We start from the raw sequence: 7,231 nt of genomic DNA, 5'->3' as shown, positions 1-7,231 counted from the left end.
AAAGCTGAAGTCGGTTGCTCCTAGAAAACCAGGATATGCAGGTGGTAATATTCTCAATTTACTCTGGCAGCTTGATGTTGACCTGAGTGGCTATGATTTTTCTAACTTAACGGTTTGGCAAGCTTACATACAGGGGATGAATTTGCATCGAGTCAACTTCGCTAATGCAGATTTAAGTAAGTCTGCTTTGACTCGAACATTAGGGGGTGTTTTATCAGCAACTTTCAGCCCAGATGGGAAACTACTGGCAACAAGTACTGACAATGAGATTTGGTTGTGGTCAGTTGCAAACATCACACAAATTATTACCTACAATGGTCATACTGCTTGGGTACAATCGCTGGCTTTTAGTCCAGACGGGCAAATTTTAGCTAGTGGTAGCAACGACCAAACAGTAAGGTTGTGGAATGTCCACACTGGGCAATGTTTGAAAACACTGCGAGGTCATACAAGTTGGGTGCAATCGCTGGCTTTTAGTCCAGACGGAGAAATTTTAGCCAGTGGTAGCAACGACCAAACGGTAAAATTGTGGAATATTCACACTGGGCAATGTCTGCAAACTTTGTCAGGGCATAGGAATCGAGTATTTTTTACTACCTTTACTCCCAATGGAGAAACCTTGGTAACAGGGGGTGAAGACCAAACTGTGAGAGTGTGGAATGTAAATACTGCTTCTTGCCTGCGAGTCCTAGAAATCCCCATCAATTGGCTGTTATCTATTGCTATAAGCCCAGACGGACAAACATTGGTGACGGGAAGCGATCGCACAACGGTAAAATTTTGGGATTTAGCTAGTGGTGAGTGTATAAAAACATTGCCAGACTACAACAGTCATGTGTGGGCAGTTGCTTTCAGCCCAGATGGTAAAACACTGGTGACGGGGAGCGAGGATAAAACTGTTAAAATATGGGATGTTATAACAGGGAAATGTCTGCAAACTTTGCATGAGCATAGCAATTCACTTTTAGGCGATAGCGATGCTTCACGCATTTGGTTAGTTACTGTTAATCCAGATGGTCAAACCTTGCTGAGTGTTAGTGAAAACCAAACGATGAAGTTATGGGATATCCGCACGGGACAATGTTTGAGAACAGTGGATGGCTATATTAATTGGATATTATCTGTTGCCTTTAGTCCAGATGGTCAAATGCTAGTCTGTAGCAGCCAAGACCAACGGGTAAGATTGTGGAACGTTGAGACAGGACAATACCTGCGAACGTTACAAGGGCATAATAATTTGGTATCTTCAGTGACCTTTGCTTCCAAATACTTAGGTACTTACACAGATACCAGAAATATCACCTCATCTGAAGATATTGGGAAACAGCTAAAAACTCCTATTCTGGCAACTAGCAGCGATGACACAACCATCAAACTCTGGGATGCAAACACAGGAGAGTGTTTTAAAACTCTTTGGGGACACGATAGTTGGGTACATTGTATTAGCTTCAGTCCAGATGCACGAATTTTAGCAAGTGGTAGTCGTGACCAAACGATAAAGCTTTGGGATTGGCATACAGGAGAATGTCTGCATACATTGCTAGGACATGTTGGTGAAGTCAAAACAATTATTTTTAGCCCCTGCGGTAGATTTGTAGCAAGTGGTAGCAGTGACAACACTGTCAAAGTTTGGGACATAAGTACGGGAATTTGTTTACAAACATTGTCAGGACACCATGATTGGGTTTTCTCTGTTATCTTCACTCAGGGTGCAGATATCCTTGCTAGTGCCAGTGGAGACCAAACTATTAAACTGTGGGACGTTAATACGGGGCAATGTCTACAAACATTAAAAGGTCATACATACCGAGTTAGAACAATTGCTTTGAGCCAGGATGGCAAAATTTTAGCTAGTGGCAGTGACGACCAGACAGTAAAACTGTGGGATATTAGTACAGGTGTTGTTCTTAAAACATTTCAGGGACATCACAAAGCAGTACGGTCAATTGCCTTTAGTCCTAATAGCACTGTGTTAGTTAGTAGCAGCGAAGACGAAACCATGAAGCTTTGGGATGTTGAAACAGGTGAATGTGTAAAAACAATCAGAATTTATAGACCCTATGAAGGTATGAATATTAAAAACGCAATCGGTTTAACAACACCTCAGAAGAACACATTAAAAGCTCTTGGTGCAGTAGAGAGAGAATAAGATGCTATTATGCCCATGTAATGGTTAATTATTATACAATTTGGATTGGGTGCAAAAAAACTCTATGGAAAATCAAGAACCTAAAAAAGCTCCGGAAATAACAGTAGAATCCGATCGCTCTCCAGGAACAGATAGAGACCCTGACATCAAATCTGATGCATCAAGTCATCAAAATGTCAAAGTAAAAAATCAAGAACCTAAAAAAGCTCCGGAAATAAAAGTAGAATCCGATCGCTCTCCAGGAACAGATAGAGACGTATAGAGCGATCGCACTTTTGTACCAAGAATTTTTGAAGGGCGATCGCACTATCTATATTTGACGAATAGCTGCTACGGGGTTAAAAACTTTTATCTTTTGCAACTACTTTTGTTTTGGCACATTGTCGCATAGGTGGCGATCGCTCTCACTAACATTAGGGTTATTCTGCAAATAGTCCCGTACCCAATTGCAACCCCTCACTATGAACTCGTTAAACGATTCAAGTTTCCTTGATTTTGTGCCATTCTCTCCCCCAGTAACCAGTTCCGTGTCATTAGCTCCAAACTTTACATGTGAAATCTTACCCTCATGCTCTTTGAATTCTGCTAACTGTTCTTCGCTTTTTAATTCCCATACACGAGCAATTTTATCTTTTCCAGCAGTAGCTAATAGTTTATCGTCATCACTGAAGCTGATGCTATAAATTACATCTTGATTTCCATATAATTTTTTAAGTATCTTTTTTTCCTCCCAGTTCCACACACGGAGAATTAAATCTTCTCCACCAGTAGCTAATAGCTTACCGTCGTTGCTAAAACTAACACTATGAATTCGTTGTGAAGAGTTATCTGTTGGAATCTCCCAAAATTTATCATTTTCCAGATCCCATACACATACAATGCCAAAATTTGTACCCATAGCTAGAAGTTTGCGCTTGCTAAGGGACGAACTGAATTTGAGGCTTAAAGAGTCTATCTGCTCTTCATTGCTTGGGCATTTTTTTATTTTTTCACTATCATTGCCCTGTAAGTCTATAACCTTGACTTCGTTATCTGAAGAGGTAGCCAATTGTTTGACATCGGGGCTAAAGCTAAAGCTTTGATAGGCTTTATCGTCTGTCTTGGTCTTATTGAAAATTTTGTCTGTAAAAAAGTTAGAAAAAATCTCCTTATAAGAAAAACCAGAACCGCTATTACGGAGAATAAAATCGTCCGCACCATAGTTAAAACTATCAAAATTGAACTCTTGATATATAGGAAGTCTCTTATTCTCCAGTTCATTCTTGAACTTCCACAAATGAGTGATACCCTCTACACCAGCAGTAGCTAAATAATTGCCGTTGGGGCTAAAATTAACGCTCGTGACGTAGCCTTGATGTTTTAACAACAAATTATCCTTTATCTCAATCTCATTATTAGATAAGGAAATATCCCACTTCCACAAGCGTGCGGTGTTATCTCCTCCACCGGTAGCCAGCCATTTGCCATCAGGACTAAAACTGATGCTCCTGACAACAAATGTATGCCCGATCAGTTTTTTGATTGGTTGTTTCTGGTTATTCCAATCCCACACACATCCTATACCCGAATCTGAGGCGATACCCGAATCTGAGGCGATACCCGAATCTGAGGCGATCGCTAAATACTTACCTCCATTAGAAGGACTAAAACTTATACTGTTGTTATTTATTCCGCATCCTGTAAGTTCAGCTTGTGGTTCAGCTTGTGGTTCATCATCCTGCACATTCCAAACAAGGACTTTATCTTCGCGTCCAGTGGCAGCGAGATACTTGCCATCGGGACTGAAAGCTATGCTGAATAATAGTTCTCGATAAGAGAATTGCGCTTTCTTTTGTAATCCTAAAGAATCCCGCAAATACATAGAGATACTGCCATTTTCTGCACCAACAGCTAGCCATTTGCCATCAGGGCTAAAGCTGATGCTTGTTAGCTTGTCTTTAGGTAGATTAGGTAATGTTTGAGCATCTGACAATATTATCTCCTTTATTCCTGTTTCCTTTTTTTTATCCAAGTTCCAGATACGAGCTATGCCATCATCACCAGCAGTCGCCAGAAGCTTATCGTCATGGCTAAAACTAACGCTCGCGATTCTGCTTTGAACACTTTGAGTTTTCATTAACTTTTTGCCCTGCAAGTTCCAGATACGAGCTGTGCCATCATTATTACCAGTCGCCAGAAGCTTACCGTCATGGCTAAAACTCACACTCCAGATGCTGCCTTCATCATCTTTCAAACGATTGTATTCTTTTACTTCATAAACCGCTTTACTTAAGGTTAGTTGCACTTGTTTTCGTAAGACATCTGTTGGTGGAAATAATTGCAAAAGTGGATGATTAAGAAGCTTTACTGTGCGTAAACTATCAATCAAAGCATCAAATTCTTGGGTTTGGTTAGAGATCAATTTTGCTTCTGCTGCTTGTCTAGAAGTATTGATTTGACCTAGTTGTGCATTTCTCTGTCCAATCAAAGAAAATATTAAACCTGTACCTAGCCCCAGTATGACTGTAATCGTAATACACCACTGCAAACTAATATTCCGGCGTTTTTGTAATACGCTTTGCTGCACAAACTCAACTTCAACTTGGTTTAACCAGTTGTCATCGGAATTGAGTTCTTTATTCAATACATTGAGATAAGGATTCGCATTCCATAAAAACTGTACAGATTTCTCTCTCAAACGCCCTTGCTGGTTCTGAGGGTATGGTAACAGTCGAGCCAACTGAGAAGGAATTTTATTGACTAAGTTTTCGGCTGGGAACCAAAGTCGTCGATCTAACCAATCTAAAACAGAACCAGTCTGATCTAAAATCTCTTTTGGCTTTTCTTTGCTCTTATTTTTTAGATTTTTCCACTCCTGAGCTGCCGGAGTCAATCGCCGTTGCAAAAGTAAATTTTCTTCTTCCTCTTGCTTCCACCCCAGCAACTTTTGCCATCCCCGCACCAAAGCATCATGGGCAGGTTCTACATAGGTATTACTATCCGCATCTTCTCCTATAACCAGTAACCGTGCATTCGTAAAACGCTCAATTACTTTCTTAACTAAATTATTTTTCTCTGCTGGATATTCTAATTCCGATAGCGATACTCGTCTGCGTGCCAATTCACCTCCACCAATCGCCACCATTCGTAGCATTACATGACGAATAATCTGGACATAAGCCGGATTCTCTTTAACTAATGCCTCATATTCCTCATCAGCCCTTTGAGTCAGCGATTGGATGACTCCTCCCAAATCTTGATAATCTGCTTGAGTCAGCGCCCGGTCAATTGTTATACCTCTATTTTCTGCATCCCGTTGTCGCTTTAAATACTTGAGGTAAAGTTCGCTCAAGGCAAAAGAAAGCAGGGGTAACGCTCCCGGCATATCTGCTACTTCATCAATCAATTGTTCTACAAGTTCGTGGGGCTGAAAATACATCACCCGTGCTTCTGCGGGTTTCTCAATCGCTTCTCGCAAATCGGCTCGCGTCATCGCTGGCACAATAAATCGTCCGCTGTGCCAACGACTTTTAAGCTCAGTATTTCCCGCGTTATAGTTTGTGGGGACAAACTTTAAGCCAGCCTCTCTAATTTGGGGTTCAAAGTCAGAGCGTAGGGATAGGACTACCCGTAATTTATCCCGATGGGCATTAATTGCGTTAAGTATCTGTTGGAAAAACTCTTTACGCTCATCCTCGTTTTGACAGAGTGTAATAACTTCTTCGCTCTGGTCAATAAACAACAATAACTTAGAGTTGGGGTTGCGTTTCGCCCAAACATCAATGCTCATTGCCAGGTTCTGCTGTGGGTTTTGGGCTGCTACCTCTGGTAATTGGGCATTTTTCAAAGCATTATTTAACGCTTGCATAGGAGTCTCACCAGGACGGATAGGTGACAAAATAGACCATTGCTTGGTCTTATCTTTCCCTAGTTGGGGAATTAATCCCGCCTTCACTAAGCTAGATTTACCGGAACCAGAAGCACCCAACACCACTGTTAAAGGATGAGTTTTGACAAAATTATGTAACTTTTCTACCAGTTCAGTTCTTCCGAAAAACAGTTCGCTATGTTCCTTGTCATAAGATTCTAAACCTCGGTAGGGATTTTTTGAAGCATCCAATGGTGGTGCTGGTGGTAAGTTGAGTGGATGTCCTGGAGCAAGGAAAATATACTCGCCTTTATCATGCTTCTCCAGAGGCCAAATACCGGGGGTTTGCCGTTGGCGATTTCCTTCCGTGGGTGGTTCAACTGTATCCCGTAGATACAAGTAGAGTTCGGTAGCAGTAATTACCCCATCTCCTGAGGGTTTACCATTAGTAGAAGGAGGATAGGCATCAGCCTTACCTGCAAGTGCTTCGATTAATGCCGCAGCAAAAGGGGAATGGTTGCCTCTCTGACGGCGTTCTGCGTTAAGTGCAAAGGCATCTAAGGCTTTTTGATCGGAGGCAGCACTAGTTATTACCTGCCAAGCGGGGTCAGTAATAAAACGGTCATAACGCTCTTTATGGATGACCTCTGGGGCATTTAGTAAATCCCTGTTGCTTGACCAACGAAAGGCTCCAGCAAAGCAGCAATCGAGGATTCCTAAGAAATGACGACAGGGTAGTTTCTCCAAGGATTTTTGCAACTTAGCCATTGGTAGGTAGGTTTCAGTGGCATTCAATTTCGCATCTTGGGGAATTAAATAACCTGCCGGACCATCATCGCCATTCAGGGCTACCCCATGACCAGCAAAGTAAAACAGCAAGCGGTCATTTTCACTTACTTGTTCTGGTAGTATTTTTTCTAAAAGTTTATTTAAGTTATTGAGTGTCGCTACTTCGTCTAAACACACCCATACTTGATATTCATGCTTTTCTCGCAGTATTTCAACTAGCTTTTTGGCATCATTGCCAGCATTCTGTAGAGGAGAAATACCGTTTGTGTAATTATTAATGCCAATGATAAATGCCAGATTTCTAGAAAACTCAGACATAAAAGCAGTTCCTTTGTTAGTTATTTGTTCTACTTGTTTGAAACTGATACAGCAGATTTAAACTTGGTGACGTACAGAAGAACCCCTCCCCAACCCTCCCCGCAAGCGGGGAGGGTGCGCGATAGCGC

General features: G+C 41.5%; 3 protein-coding genes. 2 read left to right on the top strand and 1 reads right to left on the bottom strand.

Annotation, left to right across the window (positions count from 1 at the left end):
• Both TOL9009_RS0101195 and TOL9009_RS0101190 read left to right on the top strand, forming a co-directional pair.
• The coding region (locus tag TOL9009_RS0101195; protein ID WP_029630605.1) for a WD40 repeat domain-containing protein at positions 1–2,149 on the top strand (2,149 nt) is incomplete at its 5' end.
• 49 nt (positions 2,150–2,198) lie between these two features.
• Positions 2,199–2,411 carry a hypothetical protein gene (locus TOL9009_RS0101190; protein ID WP_144238104.1) on the top strand — a complete coding sequence of 71 codons (213 nt, stop codon included), beginning with the start codon at positions 2,199–2,201 and terminating at the stop codon, positions 2,409–2,411.
• 99 nt (positions 2,412–2,510) lie between these two features.
• Here TOL9009_RS0101190 and TOL9009_RS37360 read toward each other — a convergent pair whose 3' ends face one another.
• Complete coding sequence (locus TOL9009_RS37360; RefSeq protein ID WP_038295622.1) at positions 2,511–7,103, bottom strand: nSTAND1 domain-containing NTPase; 4,593 nt, start codon at positions 7,101–7,103, stop codon at positions 2,511–2,513.
• Between the last annotated feature and the right edge of the window lie 128 nt (positions 7,104–7,231).

This window comes from [Scytonema hofmanni] UTEX 2349 (assembly GCF_000582685.1).
GTDB lineage: Bacteria > Cyanobacteriota > Cyanobacteriia > Cyanobacteriales > Nostocaceae > Hassallia > Hassallia hofmanni.
Note: the sequence above shows the minus strand (reverse complement) of the source record. Positions and strands in the feature narration are given on the sequence as shown.